This window comes from Archangium gephyra, from assembly GCF_049060025.1.
Classification (GTDB): domain Bacteria; phylum Myxococcota; class Myxococcia; order Myxococcales; family Myxococcaceae; genus Archangium; species Archangium gephyra_A.
Map to the genome: position 1 here is coordinate 4,186,710 of NZ_JBMEQQ010000002.1, position 21,491 is coordinate 4,208,200.

Annotated in this window: 18 protein-coding genes and 1 pseudogene; 13 read left to right on the forward strand and 6 right to left on the reverse strand. The window is 68.8% G+C overall.

Annotated elements, in window-relative coordinates; genetic code table 11:
* The first annotated feature begins 60 nt into the window (after positions 1 to 60).
* Together ACN28I_RS18180 and ACN28I_RS18185 are read left to right on the forward strand one after the other, a co-directional pair.
* On the forward strand, positions 61 to 867 hold the full coding sequence (locus ACN28I_RS18180) for a hypothetical protein (RefSeq protein WP_420943256.1): 807 nt from the start codon (positions 61 to 63) through the stop codon (positions 865 to 867).
* Positions 860 to 1,768: a DUF3396 domain-containing protein gene (locus tag ACN28I_RS18185; protein ID WP_420943257.1), complete on the forward strand. Its 909-nt coding sequence runs from the start codon at positions 860 to 862 to the stop codon at positions 1,766 to 1,768. The genes ACN28I_RS18180 and ACN28I_RS18185 overlap by 8 nt, the downstream gene beginning before the upstream one ends.
* Before the next feature lie 123 nt (positions 1,769 to 1,891).
* Here the strand turns inward: ACN28I_RS18185 and ACN28I_RS18190 are convergent, their stop codons facing one another.
* Together ACN28I_RS18190 and ACN28I_RS18195 are read right to left on the reverse strand one after the other, a co-directional pair.
* On the reverse strand, positions 1,892 to 4,264 hold the full coding sequence (locus tag ACN28I_RS18190; RefSeq protein ID WP_420943258.1) for an ATP-dependent helicase: 2,373 nt from the start codon (positions 4,262 to 4,264) through the stop codon (positions 1,892 to 1,894).
* A 116-nt stretch (positions 4,265 to 4,380) separates the two neighbouring features.
* Complete coding sequence (locus ACN28I_RS18195; protein ID WP_420943259.1) at positions 4,381 to 5,730, reverse strand: hypothetical protein; 1,350 nt, start codon at positions 5,728 to 5,730, stop codon at positions 4,381 to 4,383.
* Positions 5,731 to 5,760: 30 nt separating this feature from the next.
* Between ACN28I_RS18195 and ACN28I_RS18200 the strand changes: the two genes are divergently transcribed.
* The 5 genes from ACN28I_RS18200 (at position 5,761) to ACN28I_RS18220 (ending at position 9,355) form a co-directional block, all read left to right on the forward strand.
* Positions 5,761 to 6,231, forward strand: a complete 471-nt coding sequence (locus ACN28I_RS18200) for a PaaI family thioesterase (protein ID WP_420943260.1) — start codon at positions 5,761 to 5,763, stop codon at positions 6,229 to 6,231.
* A gap of 138 nt (positions 6,232 to 6,369) precedes the next feature.
* The gene (locus tag ACN28I_RS18205; RefSeq protein ID WP_420943261.1) at positions 6,370 to 6,975 is read left to right on the forward strand and encodes an RNA polymerase sigma factor; all 606 of its coding nucleotides are present in this window, start codon (positions 6,370 to 6,372) and stop codon (positions 6,973 to 6,975) included.
* The gene (locus ACN28I_RS18210; RefSeq protein WP_420943262.1) at positions 6,972 to 7,529 is read left to right on the forward strand and encodes a hypothetical protein; all 558 of its coding nucleotides are present in this window, start codon (positions 6,972 to 6,974) and stop codon (positions 7,527 to 7,529) included. Before ACN28I_RS18205 ends, ACN28I_RS18210 begins: the two co-directional genes overlap by 4 nt.
* A gap of 11 nt (positions 7,530 to 7,540) precedes the next feature.
* Complete coding sequence (locus ACN28I_RS18215; RefSeq protein ID WP_420943263.1) at positions 7,541 to 8,644, forward strand: AraC family transcriptional regulator; 1,104 nt, start codon at positions 7,541 to 7,543, stop codon at positions 8,642 to 8,644.
* A gap of 51 nt (positions 8,645 to 8,695) precedes the next feature.
* Positions 8,696 to 9,355: an oxidoreductase gene (locus ACN28I_RS18220; protein ID WP_420943264.1), complete on the forward strand. Its 660-nt coding sequence runs from the start codon at positions 8,696 to 8,698 to the stop codon at positions 9,353 to 9,355.
* 19 nt (positions 9,356 to 9,374) lie between these two features.
* Here ACN28I_RS18220 and ACN28I_RS18225 read toward each other — a convergent pair whose 3' ends face one another.
* The 4 genes from ACN28I_RS18225 to ACN28I_RS18240 form a co-directional block, all read right to left on the reverse strand.
* Entirely contained in the window at positions 9,375 to 9,812 is a 438-nt protein-coding gene (locus tag ACN28I_RS18225) for an SMI1/KNR4 family protein (protein ID WP_420943265.1), read from the reverse strand.
* A 2-nt stretch (positions 9,813 to 9,814) separates the two neighbouring features.
* Positions 9,815 to 11,302 carry an HNH endonuclease gene (locus ACN28I_RS18230; RefSeq protein WP_420943266.1) on the reverse strand — a complete coding sequence of 496 codons (1,488 nt, stop codon included), beginning with the start codon at positions 11,300 to 11,302 and terminating at the stop codon, positions 9,815 to 9,817.
* Between the two features lie 239 nt (positions 11,303 to 11,541).
* Positions 11,542 to 12,717, reverse strand: a complete 1,176-nt coding sequence (locus tag ACN28I_RS18235) for a hypothetical protein (protein WP_420943267.1) — start codon at positions 12,715 to 12,717, stop codon at positions 11,542 to 11,544.
* Between the two features lie 29 nt (positions 12,718 to 12,746).
* Positions 12,747 to 13,409 carry an RNA polymerase sigma factor gene (locus tag ACN28I_RS18240; protein ID WP_420943268.1) on the reverse strand — a complete coding sequence of 221 codons (663 nt, stop codon included), beginning with the start codon at positions 13,407 to 13,409 and terminating at the stop codon, positions 12,747 to 12,749.
* Positions 13,410 to 14,298: 889 nt separating this feature from the next.
* Here ACN28I_RS18240 and ACN28I_RS18245 point away from each other — a divergent pair.
* From ACN28I_RS18245 to ACN28I_RS18270, 6 genes and pseudogenes are all read left to right on the forward strand, one after another.
* Positions 14,299 to 15,084, forward strand: a pseudogene (locus ACN28I_RS18245) (GAF domain-containing protein); the annotation flags it as partial.
* 136 nt (positions 15,085 to 15,220) lie between these two features.
* On the forward strand, positions 15,221 to 15,583 hold the full coding sequence (locus ACN28I_RS18250) for a sensor histidine kinase (protein ID WP_420948661.1): 363 nt from the start codon (positions 15,221 to 15,223) through the stop codon (positions 15,581 to 15,583).
* Positions 15,584 to 15,919: 336 nt separating this feature from the next.
* On the forward strand, positions 15,920 to 18,322 hold the full coding sequence (locus ACN28I_RS18255; RefSeq protein ID WP_420943269.1) for an ATP-binding protein: 2,403 nt from the start codon (positions 15,920 to 15,922) through the stop codon (positions 18,320 to 18,322).
* Positions 18,323 to 18,513: 191 nt separating this feature from the next.
* Positions 18,514 to 19,218: a metallophosphoesterase gene (locus ACN28I_RS18260; protein ID WP_420943270.1), complete on the forward strand. Its 705-nt coding sequence runs from the start codon at positions 18,514 to 18,516 to the stop codon at positions 19,216 to 19,218.
* A 262-nt stretch (positions 19,219 to 19,480) separates the two neighbouring features.
* On the forward strand, positions 19,481 to 19,708 hold the full coding sequence (locus tag ACN28I_RS18265; protein WP_420943271.1) for a VOC family protein: 228 nt from the start codon (positions 19,481 to 19,483) through the stop codon (positions 19,706 to 19,708).
* A gap of 305 nt (positions 19,709 to 20,013) precedes the next feature.
* A complete protein-coding gene (locus ACN28I_RS18270; protein ID WP_420943272.1) occupies positions 20,014 to 21,420 on the forward strand; it encodes a pre-toxin TG domain-containing protein in 1,407 nt (468 codons plus the stop codon).
* Positions 21,421 to 21,491: the final 71 nt, after the last annotated feature.

Genomic DNA, 21,491 nt, shown 5'->3' on the forward strand with positions numbered 1-21,491 from the left:
AGTGTAGGCGTCTACACCTGGGCGGGGATGAAGCCCGCGTTTTGAACTACGAGGTGCTGCGTGTTCACCCGTCTCGTTGGCCTGAACGTGTTGGCGCTGGCCGTGCTCGTGGCGCAATGCGCGTGTGTCACCACCGCGCCCGGCAGCACACGGGGATACTACGGCTACAGCAACGCGCCTGTTGGCATCGACTCCCCGTCGGCCACCTGTCGCAACAGCCCCTCCGCATGCGTCGCGCTTTACGGCAAGGAGATGGCGTCCACCACAGCCGTGCTGAAGGTGGTGCTCGACACGACGGTAATGAAATCCATCGAGGAGGAGCCCAAGAAATGCGCCGAACTGGCGCGTTCGGAAGTTCTCCTCCGGTATCCGAAGCAGTTCAAAGGCCCTGCTCCTGACGCAAGCGAGTGCAAGCAGGAAACAAAGCCCAGGGGGAGGCGAATCACGTGGGCCATGCGGCTCGGTATCGAGATGCATGAAGTCGCCCGGAACTGCGCCGAAGAAGCACTGGGCAAGATGAGGCCAGGAGGGTTCAGCTTGGAACAGCGCTATCGCCCTGACATGGAAACAGGGGAGAAGGAACTGGTCAGCGCCCAAGAGGAGCAAGCGCTCGAAGAGTCCGGAAATGGCGGAGAGTTGAAGGGGACGCTGAAGCCCGATGTGGTCATCCACCAGGGCGACCCGCTCAATGCACTCGCCGTCTATGACTTCAAGTTTCCCTGTGTGAGCTCCGACTCGATACCTGAGTGGACTCAATACCCCGATGGACATCCGTTCGCGGGGTTCAGCCAAGGAGAGATGTACCAGAATTTCATTGCCTTTCTTGTGGCGCGAATCATCCCCCGGCTTGGAGTTGTCTATGGTTGAGAACCCTCCTCGGATACGAATCCATGCCGAGAACGGGTACCTGCTGGTCAGAGATGGACTGGCGCTGACGTTCTTCATGCGCCATTCCCACGCGAAAATCTCGCAAGGTGTGCATCGCTCGCTCGAGGCGTACCTCCGTGCAGTTGGCCCCTCCGCACTCACGTTGTACGCAGACGAAGATGGTGATCATCAATCCCTCGATGGTGCTGGCTGGGTACGCGTCCATGGCACCATGCAACACCCTCGTATGGCCATGGTTGACCTTTCGGGGGCGGGGAACAACCAGCAAAGCTATCGGGTCATCTACCGCGGCAGGTTCCTGGAAGGTCCATCCCTCAAGAACAAACCGGGCGCGGTCTCCGCAATCTCCTTCTGGCTACCTACCGAATACCTCGAGGGGCATGGCCCTGAGCGGGTACGCGAGCTCGCGATGGAGTTGGCCTCGCCCCTGCCATTCTGCACTGGCTACGCGGGGCTCTCCCTCAACTGCGCTACCAAGCTGGAACATATGCAGGGGGACACTCCCAAGCTGCGCTTCCGCTACCCGGGCATGGATGTTCCCGACATGAGCTGGGTCTCGTTACACATCGGCACCCAGGTGCGGGGCCCCTCCTGGCTCACCTTCCTCGGACAACCCGTGCTGGGAGAGTTGGGCGGTGTGTCCGGACTGCGCGCCCAGTTGCGCCATCCGGAAACCACCGTCCAGGAGATGGAGGGGGACAGGGCCGTTGTCTGCCTGGGTCCCTGGCCCGAGGCAGGGGACACCGAGCAGGGAAATGTCCTCCCCGCCTATCGGGAACTGGCGCGCGTGCTGGAGCCCTGGCTCTACCATGAGCCGCAGCTCCATACCGTCCAGAGCATGGAGGACACACGGCGGTGGGAGCGCCGGTTCCTCGATTGATTCACGGCTCCGCAGGTGAGCCAACCCGAGGGCCGGATACCCTCACCCCGTCCCTCTCCCGAAGGGAGAGGGGATGTTGGGGGAAATTGGGGCAGGGTTCGGGCGCAGTGAGGCTTGGGCTGCTCAGCCCGGCATCAGGAAGCGGGCGATGACGCGCTTGAGGCCCACTCCCCCACCGAACTCCACCGTCACCTTCGCGTTGGGTCCGCTGCCGTCCGTCGAGATGATCTTCCCCATCCCGAACTGCTCGTGGCGCACCCGCATCCCCCGCACGTCCCCGCTGATGCCGTCCATGTCCGATGCCTGCGAATAGGAACGGTCGATGCGCGGCCCGTCGTCCTCCTCCGCCCAGTTCCGCTTGCGCGTCATCATCGGTGACGACTTCGGCGCCGGTGTCTCCAGCTCCTGCTCCGCGAAGCCGAAGAGCGACTGCGGCACCTCCCGCAGGAAGCGCGAAGGCGGGTTGTAGCGCAGCTCGCCGAACAGCGAGCGGCACTGCGCCAGGCTCACGAACAGCCGCTTCCGCGCCCGCGTGAAGCCCACGTAGCAGAGCCGCCGCTCCTCGGCCATCTCCTCCCCGTCCGGGTCATCCGCCGCCAGCGAGCGCGAGTGCGGGAAGACTCCGTCCTCCATCCCCGTGATGAACACCGCGTCGAACTCGAGCCCCTTCGCCGCGTGCAGCGTCATCAGCGCCACCCGGCCCTCCCCTACGTCCGCGTCCGCCTCGCCCACCAGGCTGATCTGCTCCAGGAAGGCGTTGAGCGCCGGCACGTCCGCCGTCAGCGGCGACGAGTCCAGCCCCTCCTCCTCCGGCGCGACCGGTGGGGTCTCCTCCCCCTCCTCGTCGTCCCCGGCCACCGCCGCCGCCACCGCCGCCGCCGCCCGGTTCAGGTCGAACTCCTGCGCCGCGCCCAGGAACTCGCGCAGGTTCTCCGCGCGCGTCAGCGACTCGTCACTTCCCTCCGTGACGAGCGACTCCACCAGCAGCGACTCCTTCAACATCTGGTCCACCGCGCTCGCCGCGTCCTTCGCCTCCTGCGCGCACGCATGCAGCGAGGACACCACCGCGTGGAACCCCGTCAGCCGCCTCACCGCCGCCGTGTTGAGCCCCGGAATCCGCTCGGGCGCCGCCGTGGCCTCGTACAGGCTCACTCCCGCCTGGTTGGCCCAGTCCTGCAGCCGCTCCACCGTCGTGTCGCCAATGCCTCGCGCCGGCGTGTTGATGATGCGCAGCAGATCCGCGTCCGAGCGCGGATTCACCATCAGCCGCAGGTAGGCCGCCGCGTCCCGCACCTCGGCCCGGTCGTAGAAGCTGCGCCCGCTCACCAGCGTGTACGGCACCCGCGCCAGCCGCAGCCCCTCTTCCACCACGCGGCTCTGCGCGTTCGTGCGGTAGAAGACCGCCATCCCCGAGTACTTGATGAAGCCCTCGCGCTGCAGCTCGTGGATGCGGCGCGCCACGTCCTGGGCCTCGGCGCGCTCGTCCCGGTTCATCATCAACTGGAGGTTCTCGCCCTTGGGCCGATCGCTCCACAGCTTCTTCGGCATGCGCCGCCTGTTCTGCGAGATAACCGCATGGGCCGCGTCAAGGATGGTCTGGTCCGAGCGGTAGTTCTGCTCCAGCTTCACCACCCGCGCGCCCGCGTACGCCTCCGGGAAACCGATGATGTTGTCCACACTCGCGCCGCGCCAGCGGTAGATGGACTGGTCGTCATCGCCCACCACCACCAGGTTGGGACGCCGTTCCGGCGGGGCCAGCAGGCGCAGCATTTCGTACTGCACGGGGTTGGTGTCCTGGAACTCGTCTACCAAGACGTGCTGAAAGCGCCGCTGGTACAGGTCCAATACGCCCGAATGCTTACGCAGGAGGGTGACTAGCAGCAGGAGCAGGTCGCCAAAATCCACCGCATTGGCCGCACGCAAAAGCCGCTGGTAGGCCCGGTAGGTCTTCTGCACCACCATCCCGCGCAGATCCTCCGAGTCCACCTTCATGTCGTCTGGAAGACGGGCTGAGTTCTTCTCCTGATCGATGCGATGGAGAATTTCCCGTGGCTGCATGAGGGGCTCCACAGCCGCCTCGCGCATGGCGCGTTTGATGAGCTGGAGCTGGTCTCCGTCGTCGTAGATGACGAATGAGGACGACAGCCCCTTCAGCTCGTCGGGTAGCGACCCAGCCATGGTCAGGTCCTTCATCACTCGCCGCAGCATCTTGGCTGCAATGCCGTGGAAGGTACCCACTGCCATATCGAAGGCCTCAGGAATGAGGAGCTGGTTAAGCCGCTCCCTCATCTCGCGTGCAGCCTTGTTGGTGAAGGTAACAGCCAAGATCCGCCAGTGGGGTACGTTACGTACCCGCACTAGGTGCGCCACCCGGCGGGTGATGACGCGCGTCTTGCCGCTGCCCGCGCCCGACAGGACGAGGAGCGGACCATCCCCGTGGAGGACTGCTTCCTTCTGGGGCTCGTTCAGGTCTTTGAGGAGTTCGTCGGCGTTCAAGGCAAGGTGCTTTTCTAGAGGCAAACCTTGCTTCTAACGAGTTTCCGTCCGACTGGAAGGACGTTCCACGCCGGGGCCCCCATGCCTGCCCTGCGAGGGAGCCTCCCCGAGGCCCTTCAACACCCGCAGTCGCAGTTCGCCACCACCGCCCCGGCCAGCTCGGAGCCGTCCTCGTGCAGCAGCCGCACCGCCTGCGCGGGCCAGGACTCCTGCACGAGCAGCTCCACCTTCCCGTCTCCCTCCAGGTCCAGCACCCCCACCACGTCCTCTCCCGCCAGGTTCTCGAGCGGGAGGCCGCGCTCCCCGCCGCCCGGCCCCAGCACCACGGCCCGGGTGACCTGCTGGTCGTAGTCGCCCCCGCACAACGAGTTGCCCTCGCCCGTGCGGAAGCGCGCCACCGTGAAGACGGCGTGCGTGCTCCCGGAGGCATAGCGGAACGACTTCACCTCCTGGCGCAGCCGCTCCTGCACCTGCTCCGCCTGGATGGCGCCCTCGGCACGCAACGCGGAGAAGCGCGCGGAGCGCCGGAGCGCTTCCTCCTGGGCCGCCAGCACCTCCGCGGGGGGCCCCTCACCGGCCGCGAAGAACACCGGCGCCTTCGTGCCCGCGGGCAGGGCGAACGCCAGCGCGTCCGGCGCCACCTCGCAGTCCAGCTCGGCGAAGGCCCAGGGCCGGCCACAGCCCGGTGCCTCGGGAGGGGGCTCCTGCTGGAAGTAGCCGAAGTGCGGCACGCCCCGGTTGATCCACGCGAACCCCTTCACCGTGCAGCCCGCATGGACGAGCCCGGCCGCGCCGTAGAGGTCCACCGTGTCGCCCTTCACGAACAGGCCCGTGGGGTCCTCCCCGGCCGGGGCCATCCACACGCTCCGGCGCACGTCCACCGGCTCGAGCACGACACTCGTCGTCCCCTCGCCCAACAACATGAAGGTGCGCCCGGCGTGCGACTCCACGAAACGCGGCACCGTCCGCCGGCTCAGGGCCCCGGCCCGGGCGGCTTCGGCCTCGGCCCCGGCTCGGCAGGTGGCGTCCTTGCGCTCGCGCTCGGGCGCCAGCGGCCCGGCGTTCTTCACGTACGCCACCACCCCCGCCTGGGAGAGCTGCTCGCGGAAGCCCTCCGCCTCCGCCCTCGTCCCGAACACCTTGGCCACCACCACCTCCAGGCACGGCCGCAAATCCTTGAAGGCGTTGGTGGACAGCCGCAGCGGCTCCGCGGCCAGCCCCGTCCGCCGCAGCGCCTCCAGCACCCCGCTCCCCTCCCCCGGCATGGACGAGGAATGAACGATGACCAGCCACTTCTTCGCGTAGCGTGCCTCCGGCGGAGGCGGAGCCACACCCGGAGTGGAGGCGTCCGGCGCCCCCGCGTCCGGAACCACGGCGGCCTGGACGGGCTCCGGCTCGGAAGTCCCGCACGTGCATCCCGAGACGGCCAGCAGGACAAGGACGAGCAGTCGCGACAGGCGAGGCATGGACGCCTTTCTACCAGTAGAGTCCACGCCATGTCCGAAGCCGGCACCCGTCCCACCCAGGAGCAGCTCGATCGCTACGCCGAACAGTTCAACCAGAGTCAGACCATGCGTCTGCTGGGTGTACGGTTGAGCTTCCCCCAGGGTGAAAAGGCCGTCATCACCCTCCCCGAGGTCCGTCCCGAGCACCGGGGGGGCCTGGGCACCGCGGCCATCAACGGCGGCATCATCTCCGCCATGTTCGACTACGCCATCGGCTGCACCCCCGCCCTGGTGGATCCCTCCCGCCGCTGCGCCACCATGCAGCTCTCCGTCAGCTTCGAGCGGCCCCTCCGGGGCAACACCGTGCGCGCCGAGGCCATCATCGACAGCGTCGGCACCTCCACCCTCTTCGCCTCCGCCCGGATGTACGACGAGAAGGGGCAGGTGTGTGCCCGCTGCCAGGGGGTGGTCAAGATTTCCCAGATGAAGTGGGCCTCGGGCGAGAGCCCGGCCGTCAACTGACGCCTTCCGCCACCCCCCTCCGATATGTCCTCCGACACGGGACGTTTCCCAGGCACCGGGCAGCAGCGAGACCCCGGCGGGCCCGTGGAAGCTCGGGAAGACACGATGGGTGTGGCCTTGGTGCAACCGATTCGGAGCGTGGTGCGACAGCCGGAGGACAGCGCGCGACCGGGGGGGAGTGCGCTGGAGGACGAGGCCGGGCTCGCGAGACGCGCCCTGGACGGAGACCGTGCCGCCTGGAACGTCCTCATCTCCCGCTACCACCACCGGATCGTGGTCTCGCTGCTGGCCCGGGGAGTCCGGGTGGACCGGGCGCATGAGCTCGCCCAGGAGACGTGGGCGCGCCTCATCCAGCAGCAACAGAAGGGGTTGCTCACCGAGCTGCGCCTGCCCAACCTCGCCCTCACCCAGGCGGCCTTCCTCGCCGCCGACGAGGCGCGCCGCGCCCGCCGCGAGTCCCTCGCCGGACCCGTGGAGGAGCTGCCCGAGGCCCACCACCCGGTGGACCCCTCGGTGTCCGCCGAGCGGCGCCTGCTGTCCGAGGAACAGCTGTCCCGGGCCCAGGCGGCCCTGCGCGAGTGCTCGACGAGCGCCCAGCGTGTCTTTCAACTGGCGTGCGACGGCCAGGAGCTGCCGCACGCCGAAGTGGCCGCGCGCGCCGGCTTGTCCGTGCAGCGCGTCCGTCAAATCTTGTGCGAGGTCCGCAAGAAGCTGCGGGGCGTCCTCGAGGAGGAAGCATCATGAACCAGCCGCACATCCATCCGGCCGACGCCGAGCAGTACGTGCTGGGCGCGATGGAGCCAGGAGCCGCGGCGGCCCTCGAGGCCCACACCCTCGCCTGCTCGCCCTGCGCCCTCCTCCTCCAGCGCGAGGCCCTGCTGGAGGAGCAGCTGCGCGAGGTGGCCCAGGCCCCCGCGCAGGAGGCTCGGAGCGAGGCGAAAATCATCCGCCCGGCCCGGTGGAACCGGCCCCGGGTGTCCGCCTCCGCCGCCGTGGGGGTGATGATGGCGGCCGCGGCGGCGGTGACGCTCCTCGTCCTCCGCCCCGAGCAGGCCGTGCAGCCGCCCATCCAGGACGAGGACTTCCCCGTGATGGCGCTGCCGCTGGAACTGCCGGAAGTCCCCGAGCGGCTGGTCGCCTGCCCGGATCTGACGAGCCAGGAGACGTGCGCCTCGGAGGCGCTGGCGCGCGGGCTGCTGGTGCAGTACCCCCAGGGTGTGGGCGAAGTGCCCCGCTACGAGGGCCACTCGGGAATCCCACCGGACGCGCTGAGCGCCGCCGGGCCCTATTCGCTGTGAAAGGCACCGCCATGACCGACCGGATGAAGCAGATCCTGACGCTCCTGTGGGTGGCGGCGCTCGCCCTGGGGGGCTCCGCCTCGGCCGCCGAGGGCAAGAAGACCCTGCCCCCGGGGTGGTTCGTCACCGAGAGCACTCCCAAGCTCTACGAGGCGGGCCTGGACACGGAGAGCCCGTGCGAGGGCAACCGCAGCGCGTACCTGCGCTCGCTGCACGCGGTTCCCTCGGGCTACGGCACCTTCATGCAAGCCTTTGGCGCGCAGACCTTCCGGGGCAAGCGGCTGCGCTTCTCCGCGGTGGTGCGCACCGAGAACGTGCGGGGCTGGGCCGGCCTGTGGATGCGGGTGGAGGGCGAGGACCCCAAGGAGCCGCTCGCCTTCGACAACATGCAGTCGCGCGCGCTGGTGGGCACCACGCAGTGCAAGCGCTACGAGGTGGTGCTGGACGTGCCCCAGGAGGCCAAGGCCATCATGGCCGGGCTGATGCTCAGCGGCACGGGCAAGGCGTGGATGGGCGCCGTGCGCTTCGAGCCGGTGGACGCCTCGGTGCCCGTCACCAACCTCATCGCCGAGCGGCCCCAGCGCCTGCCCGCTGGCCGCATCGGGGATGTCTGGTTCAGCGCGGAGAAGGTGGACTCGCCCGTGTACCGCTCCCTGCCGCAGCCGGACGGCTCCTGGAAGGACAACCGCTCCCAAGTGCTCACGCTCGTGGACGGCAACCGGGTGAAGGGCACCCTGGGCAACCTGGAGGTCAACGTCACCATCAAGACGGGCGGGCCCTCCACCGTCATCCAGGGCCAGTGGGGTCCGGATCAGGTGTTCATCGAGCTGGGCGCCGAGAAGCTCGTCATGAAGAGGGGCATCCACTCGCGCGACCTGGTGCGCGAGGACGAGCGTCCCCGCGACGACGGGCGCTGCATCCGCTACCGGGACGCCGGAGGCATCTACGTGAGTGACTACCTCGACGTGTGCGGCCTGGCGCTCAGCAAGAGCCCGCCGCCACTGCCCCTGGTGCTCGCCTTCCTCACCAATGACTTCCGCCCGGTCTCCGCCCAGCGCGGCGGCGTCATCCCTCCCCGGGCGCCCGTGGATCGGCTCTCCCAGCCGATGCGATAGGCCAGCGTCCCCCCTGGCGCCAGCACGCGGGTTGTGCTGAGCATCCCGCGCATGGACACGCAAACACGCACCGCGCTCGTGGCTGGCGCGAGCGGGCTCGTCGGAGGCTTCCTCCTCGACGCGCTGCTCGAGGCGCCGCAGTACCGGGAAGTGCACTCGCTGGGCCGCCGCCCGCTGCCCCGGCAGCACCCGAAGCTCGTGCAGCACACCGTGGACTTCGCCCGGCTCGGCGGCGAGGCCCTGCCGCCCGCCCAGGAGGCCTTCTGCTGCCTGGGCACCACCATCAAGAAGGCCGGCAGCCAGGAGGCCTTCCGCGCCGTGGATCATGACGCCGTGCTGGCCTTCGCGAGCGCCGCGAAGAAGGCGGGTGTGCAGCGCTTCCTCGTGGTGACGGCGCTCGGCTCGGATGCGCGCTCGCGCGTCTTCTACAACCGAGTGAAGGGCGAGACGGAGGAGGCCCTGAAGGCCATGGGCTTCGAATCGCTCGTCATCCTCCAGCCGTCACTGCTGCTGGGAGAGCGTGCCGAGAGCCGCCCGGGCGAGCGCGCCGCCATCATCGCCTCGCGCGTGCTCGCGCCGTTGCTGCGCCCGCTGGCCAGCCGCCCCATCGAGGCCCGCACCGTCGCACGGGCCATGGTCGCCCTGGCCCAGGCCGCGCCCCAGGGTGTGCGCGTGGCTCCGTCGGGAGAACTGCAGGAGCTCGGCCGGTAGGGCGGACCTGGAACGGCCTTCATCCGTCGTGAAGCCCCTCCAGGAACTCCTGAAAGCTGTTCGCGACGGGGTAGATGGACAGATCGCTGGTCACGAGAACGACCCTCGGCGAGTCAGGAGCGTCCCTGAAATCGAAGCACAGATACTCGCCGCCGGGGGTTCTCCCGAATGGGAAGATTCCTGGCGGGAGATGGGGCGCGAGCACTTCGTGGACCCGCATGACCGAGTACGATTCCCTCCCCTCGATGGGAGTGATGGTCAGGAGGTCGTTGAAGACATCCTCGGCTCCGTCGACATCGAAGACACAAGGCTCAGGGGCCATGCCCTGGTAGCAGCAGACGAGCTGCTTGTACGCGTCAGGGAGCCGGACTCCCCAGGCCTGCTCGACAGGCTGGAGCCTGTCGGCGTCGATGGGGTGAGACTCATCTCGAAGGTAAGGCTTCCAGCGAATCGCCATGGTCACCGGCCTCCACCCCAGATGGCCATCCCTCCCGTATGGGAATTGGCCAGCAGATGGTCTCCGTCCGGCACGAGTTGCATCCTGCCGACGTCCTGGTGGTGATGCCAGGCGTAGCCGTCCGGAGCCCGGGCGGAAGTCCGCAGAGCCTCGATACTGCTCCGGGAAAGGCCCAGCTCCCGTGCCAGGGAAGGATCAGCCTCGATTGCCTGGAGAAGCTTCTGGTTCGCGGCTCTGTAGTGCCCGGGCCGCGAGCGACTGCCGATGTGGATGGCGTCCAGAAGGGTTTCGAATTTCGTCTTGAACGCGGGGAAGCCGTTCTCGTCGAAGCGAATGGTCCTCTGCCCGTCGGTGACGGTCTGCCCGGCGCGATTGCGGCCCAGGTTAGTGATGGGCTCGGGAGGGCTCCTCGACCCCTTGTAGGGCACGATCCTTCCATCCTCGGTGAACTGGGGCTTGCGCCAGGACTCGACGGATTGGATCCGGTACTTGTCCGAGACAGGAGAGGCCGGGGAAGCCTCATCCTCGTGGCGAGCACCACCACCATCACCCGTGGACACCATGGCCAATGCATTGGGAGCGAAGGACGCGATGATGCCGGCCTCGGAGAGCGCTATCGCTCGCGCCCGGAGGAGGACCAGGAGGCTGGCTCCGGCTTTCAATTCGCCAAGCGCAGGCAAGCCTGGCCCCGGCGGCCCCCTCATGGCGGCGTGGCTCGTGGAACCAAGCGCCATGGTGGTCAGCATGACGAGCACGCGCGCCGTCTGTGCCCCGATCAGCGAACCAAAGTGCTCGCCGGCTGCGCGAAGCTGAGCGAAGGAGTGTGCCCGGAGCGCCACAGCCCGCATCTGCCGCCAGCCTCCAAGCAGGCTCTTGACGGTATCCGTCCCCAGATACGCCACCATCCAAGCGGTGAGGGTGATCGCGATGACTTTCGAGACGGGCTCGGGCAGTAGCAGGAGCGTGAGATACATCGACAGGGAGGAGATGACCGCGGTGTAGAGCTGCGCAGGGTCCACGAAGTCCTGCACGGTGGCATGGGCTCCGGCCCACACTCCGTCCACGGCGAAGGACAGGGCCATGTCCACCTTCTCGTCAGGCTCCAGGGAGAGCCCCTCCTCGGCCCAGGGAAGACAGTCGCCGGGACGGCGGGTGCACCAGTTCCGATACTCCCTGATGAGAGCGGCCTGCTCGCCGCTGGAGAGAGGAGGTGCCCAGGAGAGCGTCAACCTGGGCAGCAGAGGACGCAGGGGCGGGGACAATCCAGCAGCCAGTCCGGCCATGGCCAGCTCGAACCGGGCTTGAGACACCTCTACAGTCGCATGGCGCGGCAGCGGAGGCAGGGCGAAGAGGCGACCCTGGCCGTCATCCAGAAAGACCCGCGGTGTGTTGGCGGCCTCGCAAGATGCCGCCAGCGATATGTCCTCCGTGAGTTCGTTGCGGACACGCCGCCCGTCATCCGTGGCGCAGGCCATGGCCAGCAGGAGCACGACTGGTAGCCATGCCCTCCCTCCACGTGAGATCCTCTTGGAACGAATCAGGAGAGGAGACGCTCCACGGGCTCCATCACCGGGCTTGTGCGTCTCCTGTTTCTCTCGGCTCCTCGGCATTGGCCGAAGATCATGCCCGGAACGAGCACCCGAGGGAACGAACGGACTGAGCGCCCCATCGAGGCCAGCGTGGCTCCGTCGGGAGAGCTGCAGCAGCTCGGCCGGTAGGGCGTGCGGACCTAGAAGGAGAAGTCGCGCTCGAAGATCTCGCTGTTGCCCACCCGCACCATCAGGTGGGCGGTGCGACCGCCCCCGGTGCCCAGATCGAACTGGAGACCTTCGGGGCCTTGCTGAGGCTTGAGCGAGGGCTTGCCGGGAGCCAGGAAGACGGCCGCCGTCACGGCACGCCCCGCGAGGGGTTGAACCAGGAGCCGGGCCCGCTGACGCTCTCTCACGAGCACCACGCGGAACTCCCGCCGCTCCTCCAGCACTTCACGCTGCTCGGGGTGGCGCGCCGCTCCAGGCCTGCGCGCGGTGGACTCGGCGGTGCGCGCGGTGCGGGCCGCGGGGGCGAACTGCTCGTCCAGCGCCTTCTCGATGGCCTCGTCCCCCTCCTCCAACGCCCAGATGGCCTGTGCACACTCGATGCATTTCTCCGTATGCGCATCCACCCACTTCAACTCCGTGGCCGACATCATCCCCATGTCGAAGCGCCACAAATCATCCGCGCTCAGGTGCCGCTTGGGGGGAACTTCGACCGTCTCGCTATTCGTCAGGTCCGCGCGGCAATCGGAACAGCTTTGCAGATGGGGACTCGACCGCTCGGGCCGGGTGCTCAGCGCGGCCAGGAAGTCGTCACAATCCGCCCGGTCCGTGAACCACCAGGCCCGGGTCCGCTCGGCCGTATCGAGAATGTCGCGCTCTGCTCTGCGCTGTGGGTTGAGCGGTATGAACCAGCGGGCCTTGGGGCGGAGCATGGTGTCCAGACGTCCCAGGCCCTCGCGAAATGACTTCAAGCGCGCCGCCGCGTCTCCGTCGAGCGCTCCATGAAGTGATTCCCACTCGCCGATGGCACGCGCGGCGGACTCGGCCCGGTCACGCGCGGCAAGTCCGTCCAGCGAGGACGTGCGCCACACCTCGGCTTCCTCGCCCTCTTCTCCCAGCGCGGCCTCGGCGGCTTCCTCCGCGGCCCGCAGCAGCGCCGGCTGAAGTGCCTCGGGCTTCTGCGCCCGGAGCCAACCGTCGATGTCCGCGCGGGACAACCCCCGCAGGGCCTGCTCGACGCCCTCTCGGCCCAACCGCTCGGCGCGCCGGAGGATGTCTCCAATCGCCTCGAGCGAATCGCCGTTGGAACCGCCACCCCGGACGAGCTGCTCACGCCGGGCTTGATAACGAGAGAGTGCGTCGACGACCATGCGAGTACCCTCCTCCGGGTACGTGGGGCTCACTCGTGCCCGCCCTCCTGTTGGAGGTCGAGCAGATAGAGCCGTAGGTAGGCTTGTGCGCGGCTGACGCGCTTGTACGAGTTGACCACGCTGATGTTCAGGCGCCTGGCGCATTCCTCGTGGTCCTCTACGTCCTGGTGGTGGTACAGCTCCCACGCACCAGCTTCCTTGGGGTGCTCCTGCTGCAGGCGCTCGAAGGCACGCCAGTAGAGCTCCTGGGCCTCGGAGCGCTCCTCGCCGCGGCGGGACAGCTCCACCGCGCGAGCGACCTCGGAGGCCGGCTCCTCCATGGCCTCATCGGGGTCCGACGACGCGGGCGCGAGGTCCTCGCGCTGGCGCCGGTAGAAGTCGATGGCCACGTGCTTGACGATGCGCAGGAAGAACGTCTTGGGAGACGCGCTGCGTCCGGGCATCTGCTCGGACACTCCCCGGAACTGCTCCAGGCCGCGGTCGAGGAACTTGCCGACGGCGTCCTGATAGAGCTCGTCCGCGTCCGCCGGAGAGCCACGGCCATAGCTGGCCTGAATCTTGGAGATGACGTAACGGGCCGGACGGGCCCAGCGCTCACACAGCGCACCAAGCGGCGCCCCCACGGCCTCGCCTCCGGCGCGGCGCTGGAGCACCTCTGCGAACAGTTCGTCATCCGTGAGATCGTCGAACACCGGAAGGTCCTCGGAACGCCGCCAGGAGGCACGAGCCTCCCACCTGGGCAGGGTGGGGTTCGGTGAAACGGCGGGTCAAGGTAGCACGACGGCATCCGAAGGCGGTCTCCCGATGACACGGCCCCCGAATGTCCGACAGCAGGCACACGAGGGGTACTGGAGGACAGCGACGGAACCGCGTCGAGATTCCTGACGGCGGGGATTTTCCGGCCCATTTTCCGGCCGGTTTTCCGGCTTCCGGCCCGCGGCCGGGCGGGCTTCGCCCCGGGTGCCAGGCGGCCCGGAACGACGGGGGACGCCCTGGGGGTTGCCCAGATGTCACCCCTTGAAAGCCCGGCAAGGGGGAGGAGGACAGGGGATGTGGGGAACCCAGCCTGAAGCCGAACCCCCACCCGTTCCCGACCGGCCCCGTGATGCCACGCCTCCTCCCATCACCCCCCTGCTGGTGGTGGGAGCGCCGGGCTCGGACCTGGCGGACCTCGAGGCCATGCTGGCGCCCCTCGGCCAGCCCGTGCGCGAGGCCGCTCCCTGGAGCGAGGAGCTCGCCGCCCTGCTCGAGGAGGACGTGGCCTGCATCCTCGTGGACGCGCGCCCGGGTTGGTCCGTGGGCTTCGAGACGGCCCAGCGGCTGCGCGGCCACGAGCGCTCCCGCCACATCCCCCTGCTCCTCCTCGGGGACAGCGCCTGCGAGGAGGCGGACCTGTTGCGCGGCTACGGGCTGGGGACGGTGGACTGCCTCCTCGCGCCCTTTCCCCCGGAGGTCCTGCGCGCCAAGGTGGGGATGTTCCTCGAGCTGAAACGGCGGGAACAGATGCTGCGGGCGGCGCTCGAGCGGGCGGAGAAGGCCGAGGCGGCCACGCGCGAGAGCGAGCGCATGCTGCACACCCTGATGGGAAACATCACCGCCTTCAAACGCGCGGAGCGCCACCAGGCCTTCCTCTCCTCGGTGAGCGAGACCCTGGCCAGCTCGCTCGATTACGAGGACACGCTGGCGCACGTGGTGCAGCGGGCCGTGCCGGAGCTCGGAGAGGGGTGCCTGCTGGACATGGCCGAGCCGGAGGGCCCCATGCGCCGGCTGGCGGTGGCCCACGTGGACCCGGCCCGGGCGGAGCTGGCGTGGGAGCTGGCCCGGAGCTACCCCCAGCAGCTCGATGACCCGGCCGGGGCCGGGGCCGTCTTCCGCACCGGGAAGACCGAGCTGCTGGAGAGCTTCTCCGACGAGCAGTTCGTCCGGTACGCCAAGGACGCCCGGCACCTGGAGCTGCTGCGCAAGACCGGCGTCACCGCCATGCTGACGGTGCCCCTGCGCGCCCGGGGCCGCACGCTCGGAGCGCTCACCTTCCTCTCCTGCGACGCCAGGCGCCGCTACGACGCGGAGGACCAGCTCCTGGCCGAGGATCTGGCGCGCCGGGCCGCGCTCGCGGTGGACAACGCCCGGCTCTACCGCGAGGCCCAGCTCGCGGTGCAGCTACGCGACGAGTTCCTCTCGGTGGCCTCCCACGAGCTGAAGACGCCGCTCACGCCCCTGCACCTCAAGCTCACCGCCCTGTCGCGCGAGCTGCCGCGGTGCTGCGCCGGGGATGCCCGCTCCCAGGGGCTCCAGCGCCACGTGGAGGTGGCCAAACGCCAGGTGCACAAGATGTCCACGCTCATCAACGCGCTGCTGGACGTCAGCCGCCTCTCGCGCGGGAAGCTGAAGCTGGAGCCCGCGGACACGGACCTGGGCGAGGTGCTGGAGGAGGTGGCGGCCTGGTTCGCCCCCGAGGCGGCCCGCGCGGGCTCGGAGCTTCCGGGTGGATGCCCCGCCGAAGGTGCACGGCTGGTGGGACCGGCTGCGGCTGGAGCAGGTCGTCACCAACCTCGTCTCCAATGCCATCCGCTACGGTGCCGGCCGCCCCATCCACGCCCGCGTGGAGGTGGTGGGAGAGAACGCGCGCCTGGTGGTGCGCGACGAGGGCATCGGCATCCCGCCGGAGGCCCTGGAGCGCATCTTCGGCAAGTTCGAGCGGGCCGTCTCGGAGCGCCACTCCGGGGGCCTGGGGCTGGGGCTCTACATCACCCACAGCATCGTGGAGGCCATGGGCGGCACCATCCGGGTGGAGAGCCGCCCGGGCCAGGGCTCCACCTTCACCGTCGAGCTGCCCCGCTCCCCTCCCCCGGAGACCCGGCGCTAGCTGCACGGCGGTGCGGCCCTCCCGCCCGCATGGAGACCTGCCGGGGGCTCCTGGGCCCCCGGGCCGGACTCACACCGGACGGGAGGAAGTGCGGACGGCGCGGAGTGTGTACAACGTTGTCCCATGACAACCCCTGGCATGGACCCGGGAACGGGAAGGAGGACAGGGGTATGTGGGGAACGCATCCGGAGTCACAAACCCCACCCGCTCTCGCGCGCAAGCCGGACGGAAGCGGGGGAGCTCTCGGAGGAGACGGCCAGCTCGCTGCTGCTCGTGGGGGAGCAGTGGGAGGACCTGGCGGGATTGGAGGATCTCCTCGCGCCCCTGGTGCATCCCGTGCACAAGGCGTTCCCCTGGAGCGAGGACCTGGGGGACCTGCTCCACGAGTCACTCGCCTGCATCGTCGTCGACGCGCGGCGGAGCTGGGCCGTGGGCATCGAAACGGCCCGGCGCCTGCTCGCGCACCCGCATGCCCCCTACATCCCCGTGCTCTTCCTCGGAGCGAGCTCCTGTGAGGAGGCGGACCTGCTGCGTGGCTACACCCTGGGGACGGTGGACTGCATCCTGGAGCCGCTCTCCCCGGACAGCCTCCGCCTCAAGGTGGGAATGTACCTCGAGCAGCACCAGCGCCAGGCGCTGATGCGGGCGGCGCTCGAGCGGGCCGAGCACGCCGAAGCGGCCGCGCGCGAAAGCGAGCGCATGCTGCGCACCCTCCTGGGAAACGTGCCGGGGATGGTCTACCGCAGCGCCCCCCAGGAGCCGTGGACCCTGAGCTATGCCAGCCAGGCCGCCCTGGCCCTCAGCGGCTATCTCCCCGAGGAGCTCATGGAGCGGCGCGTGACGTGGGCGGAGTTGATCCACCCCGAGGATTCCCTCCGCGTCCAGCAGGAGAGAAAGGAGGCGCTCGCCGTCCGTTCACCCTTCACGCTGACCTACCGCATCCGCACCCGCACGGGGGAGGAACGCTGGGTGTGGGAGCGCGGCGTGGGCATCCTCGGGCCGGACGAGCAGGTGCAGGCGCTGGAGGGCTTCATCTTCGACATCACCGACTTCCGGGGGGCGCAGCGGGAGCAGGAGCGGCTCCATGAGCAGTTGGAGTTCCAGCACCAGCGCCTGGAGACGATCCTCCAGCAACTCCCCGTCGCGGTGCACATCGCCGAGGCGCCCTCCGGGCGGACCCTGAACTTCAACGCCCAGGCCGAGCACATCCTGGGCCACGCCATGATCGCGTGCACGTGCGTGCGGGACTACGCCCAGTACCACGCCATCCATCCGGATGGGCGGCGCCTGGCGGCGGAGGAGTATCCCATCGCCCGGGTGCTGGCCACCGGCAAGCCCCAGCCCCAGGAGGAGCTGCTCTACGACCGGCCCGATGGCTCCGTGCGGGTCATCCTCATCAATGCCGGGCCCATCTTCGATGCACAGGGAGCGTTGCAAGCGGTGGTGGCCAGCTTCATGGACATCACCGCGCTCAAGCGCGCCGAGACCCGCCAGAGCTTCCTCGCCTCGGTGAGCGAGACGCTGGCCAGCTCGCTGGACTACGAGACCACGCTCGCCCACGTGGTGCAGCGGGCCGTGCCCGCCCTGGGGGATGGCTGTACGCTGGACATGCTCGAGCCGGACGGCAGCCTGCGCCGGCTGGAGGTGGCCCATGTGGATTCGATCCGCAAGGAGATCTCCCGGGAGCTGGCCCACCACCATCCCTTGCGGCTCGAGGATCCCTCCGGACCGGGAGCCGTCATCCGCACCGGACACACCGAGCTGCGGCCCGAGCTCACCGACGAGATGCTCGTCGGGTACGCGAGCGACGCCCGGCACCTGGAGCTGCTGCGCGGCACGGGAGTCACCTCCTCGCTGATCGTCCCCTTGCACGCCCGCGACCGCACCTTCGGAGCCCTGTCCTTCTTCTACTGCCGGGGGGGCCTGCCTCGCGCGAGCCGCCACTACGGCCCGGAGGAGCAACGGCTGGCCGAGGAGCTGGGGCGCCGGGCCGCGCTCGCGGTGGACAACGCACGCCTGTACCGGGAGGCCCAGCTCGCGGTGCGGGTGCGCGACGAGTTCCTCTCGGTGGCCTCGCATGAGCTGAAGACGCCGCTCACGCCTCTGCACCTCAAGCTCTCCGCCCTGTCGCGTGAGATTCCCCGGTGCTGCGCCGGGGATGCCCGCTCCGAGTCGCTCCAGCGCCACGTGGACATGGCCCGGCGCCAGCTGCGGAAGCTGTCCACGCTCATCAACGCCCTGTTCGACGTCAGCCGCATCACCCAGGGGAGATTGACACTGGAGACGGCCGAGACGGACCTGGGCGAGGTGCTGGGCGAGGTGGTGGCCTGGTTCGCGCCGGAGGCGGCCCGGGTGGGCTCGAAGCTGTGGGTGGAGGGAGAACCGCACGTGCCCGGCCGGTGGGACCGGCTGCGGCTGGAGCAGATCCTCACCAACCTCATCTCCAACGCCATCCGCTACGGCGCCGGCCGCCCCATCCACGCCCGCGTGGAGAGCGAAGGGGACCGGGCACGGCTGGTGGTGCGCGACGAGGGCATCGGCATCTCGCCGGAGGCCCAGGAGCGCATCTTCGGCAAGTTCGAGCGGGCCGTCTCGGACCGTCACTATGGGGGCCTGGGGCTGGGGCTCTACATCACCCGCAGCATCGTGGAGGCCATGGGCGGCATCATCCGCGTGGAGAGCCGCCCGGGCGAGGGCTCCACCTTCACCGTCGAGCTGCCCCGCTCCCGTCAGGAATGAGGGAGGCCCCACGTCCCTGGAGGCGAAACGAATTTTCGGGCACCCGGCCGGAGAGGCCCTACAAGCCTTGGTGGTTCGACTCCACCCACCCCCGCTCCATGGGGGTGACGCCGGCGGCCGGCACTGAACTCCGGATTCAGCCAAACCGGCTTCTCCACTCGGGTGCCCACCCTTTAGAAAGAAGCATCATCATGTCCCGTACCATCGTCATCGGAGACCTCCACGGGTGCTACGACGAGGCCCTGGAGCTGCTCGACAAGGTGGGCGCCACCTCGAGTGACCGGATCATCTTCACGGGTGACCTGGTCGACCGCGGCCCCAAGCGCCGCGAGTGCGTCGAGCTGGCCATGCGGCACGAGTCCATCCTCGGCAACCACGAGGAGAAACACCTGCAGCAGCGCCGCCGCAAGGACGCCGACCTCGTTCCGGACCACCTGGAGACGCGGCAGGTCCTCGGCCCCGAGCACCTCGACTACTTCGCCACCCTGCCCCACTTCATCCGCCTGCCCGAGCACAACGCCGCCGTGGTCCACGCGGGCGTGCTGCCCGGCAAGCCCCTCGAGAACCAGGACTCCTACCACCTGCTGCATGCCCAGTGCGTGCGGCCCCCGGAGCGCAAGAGCTTCTGGCCCTCGAAAGCGCCGGCCAACTACCGCTTCTGGACGCACCACTGGAAGGGGCCCGAGCGCGTCATCTTCGGACACACCGTGTTCGACCGGCCGCTCGTCACCGAGTACGCGGTGGGCATCGACACCGGGTGCGTCTACGGCCGCTCGCTCACGGCGGTGGTGCTCCCCACGTGGGAGCTCGTCTCGGTGCCCGCGCGGCATGCGTACCGGGGCGGCAAGGACGTGGCCCTGCTCCCCGTCCACGGCGACGTGAACGTGTTCTCGTGAACCCCAGCCAACACCCGCCCCCGCCCGAGCGCGAAACGTCCGGACGGCGGAGCGGGTCATCGGGGATGATGCGGTCCTTTCCTGAACCCCTGGGAGGACTTCATGCATCGCAGCCGGCTCGCGGCCTTCGTCATTGACTGCAAGAGCGAGGATATCGAAGCGGCCACCGCCTTCTGGAGCAAGGCCCTCGGCAGGCCCGTCGTGCCGCATACACCCGAGGATCCCAACTACCGCGAGCTTCTCGGCGAAGGCCGAGGAGCCGATGGTCCTCGTGCAGAAGGTGGACCACCCGGGCCGCATCCACCTGGACATCGAGTCCGATGACCTCGAGGCCGAGGTGAAGCGGCTCGAGGCGCTCGGAGCGAAGCGGGTGGAGTTCATCAAGCGTTGGTGGGTGATGGAAGCGCCGACGGGCCAGCGCTTCTGTGTCGTCCGCCCTCAGCGCGGCCCCCTGGAGTCGCGCGCCAACGAGTGGAGCGGCGAGGGCTGAGGCACCTCGCCCGGGAGCGGGCAGACTGGGCTCCCCTGGTGCGTTCCACATGAGGACTCCCCCTCTCCTCTTCATCCTGCTGGTGGTGGCAATGGCCGCGTGCCGGAGCCACACGGACAGCGTCGGGGGCTCGCGCCCGGACTTCGCCATGAGGGCACCGGGTGTGGACACTCCACTCCCGAGTGGAGTCCACCGGCCCGGTGCGCTCGGCGGCCCTGCCTCAAGCGCCTTATGAGGTCTTCCTGCGCCGCCACTGGGAGAAGCCACCACCCCCGGGCCATTCCCAGGAGGAGCGCGGCGAAGGAATGGCCGCGCTCAAGAGACTGGAGCAGTGGCTCCTGCTGCAGCCGGAGGGGACGCTGAAAGAGGCCCCTTCTCCCCTGGAGAAGTACGTCACGCTGCTGGAGGAGGAGCAGCAGCGAGAGGTGCGCTGGCGGGCCGTGCAACGCAAGCTGGCCGAGTACGAGGCGTGGGGAATGAAGCTGCTGGACACCTACGCCCCGCCTCCACGCCGCCTCGCACCGGGCTACCTGCTGAGCGAGTCGCCCCTGCGCGAGCAGTCGTTGCGAGCACTGGGGAGTGCCACGCTGGCCTGGGCGTACGCGCACACGGAGGATCCGGACTTCCTCAGGCGCACACCCGACGAAGTGGCGCTCTACCTGCTGGCAAGCCGCTCGGCACTGGCCTCCGCCGTGCATCTGGGCCGGATGGCACCGGTGCAGTTGGACTACAACGAGGCCTTCGACCCGGAGGTGTACACCGCTGACGAGCTGGTGCTGGAACTGCTGGTGGGCCTGACACCGGGGGCAGGTGAGGTGGTGGACGCGAATGCGGCCGCCACGGGCAAGAGCCTCACCGGCCATCAACTCACGCGCACCGAGCGAGTGGTGTGCGCGCTGGGAGTGCTGGTGCCCTTCGTGGCCGGCGCCGTGCTGATACGAGGTGGTGACAAGGGAGCGGAGCAACTGGCGCTGCTCACCGGCCGCAGCCTGGACGAGGTGCGGGTGCTCTCGCGCGTGGCCTCGCATCTGTCATCGGGAGACACGAAGGAGATCGAGCGCTTGATGGCGGCGGCCTCCCGAGGCCACACCTTCACCGAGGAGGAACTTCAATTCCTCCAGCGGGTGGCGCGCGGGTTGGAGGCGCCGCTGCGTGAGGCAGCCGGGGCACTGAATGCGGGGCAGAAGGTCGCACTGCTGGGTGTGCGAACACTTCCGGATGGCAGCCGGCTGCTACCCGGCACACCCATGCACAAGGCGCAGCGCTGGGTGGACTACCAGTTCCGCCACCCGGAGAAATACCGCCGCTTCTCCTTCCAGCCGGACTCCGACTGGGAGCGGATGTATGAATCCATTCTCAAGAACCGGCAAGCGGGCAACGCCTTCGAGGATGCCATCCTCCAGACGGGAAGGTACGAGCGCAATGCAGCGATGATGATGCCGCCGCCGGGCAGCCGGGCCCAGGGATTCATCCCCGACTCGGTGAAGGGCAACCCGTCGGAGCTGGTGTGGGGCCAGCCCTACTCCTTCGTCGAGGCCAAGGCACGCAAGGAGTTGTCTCTCTCCGGAAACCTCGAGGCGATGATTGAGTATGTGGAGAAGTACGACGGCCACCTCGAGCTTCTGGGTCCGCTCCAGTCACCATGCCGATGGACCCACATATCTTTCAAAGCCACTTCTCAGACGATTGGCGAGCTTGAGACGTACTGGTAACGCCATCCTGAAACACCATCCATGAAACACTCAAGTATCCCGGCAGTCTCTGCCCTCGCCTGGCCATGCCC